This window comes from Citrobacter sp. TBCS-14 (assembly GCF_005280805.1).
GTDB classification, from domain to species: domain Bacteria; phylum Pseudomonadota; class Gammaproteobacteria; order Enterobacterales; family Enterobacteriaceae; genus Citrobacter; species Citrobacter gillenii.
Genome location: NZ_SZWM01000082.1, coordinates 1 through 314, shown reverse-complemented (window position 1 = coordinate 314; position 314 = coordinate 1). Strand labels below are relative to the sequence as shown.

The window sequence follows — 314 nt, the reverse complement described above, 5'->3', positions numbered from 1 at the left end:
AATGAGCTTGTTTACATGTGATTGCGAAGACGCGGAGGCAGTATCCGGAATAATGATTTCAACAACCCCTTCCAGGCGGTTTTCATTGTCAATAATCTGAGGCGCACTATATGAAGTACGGTTCTCGACCACATACCGGCCAGGTGGTGTGGTGGAAACCCAGGAGATAAAATCAGTAAGGCCGTTTTCTCCACTGAAAATGACTTTGTCATCATATCTGTAATATCCCCCATACCCCAGAGCCCCGGGAATGGCCACCACCCCTTCCGTACGATCAAAAATATTGCTCTGGATATTCCTTACTGCCGAGGTGC

At 47.8% G+C, this 314-nt stretch carries 1 pseudogene; it reads right to left on the bottom strand.

Features of this window, described 5'->3' with window-relative positions:
* Positions 1–314 (bottom strand): annotated as a pseudogene (locus FDX22_RS29945) (hypothetical protein); the annotation flags it as partial.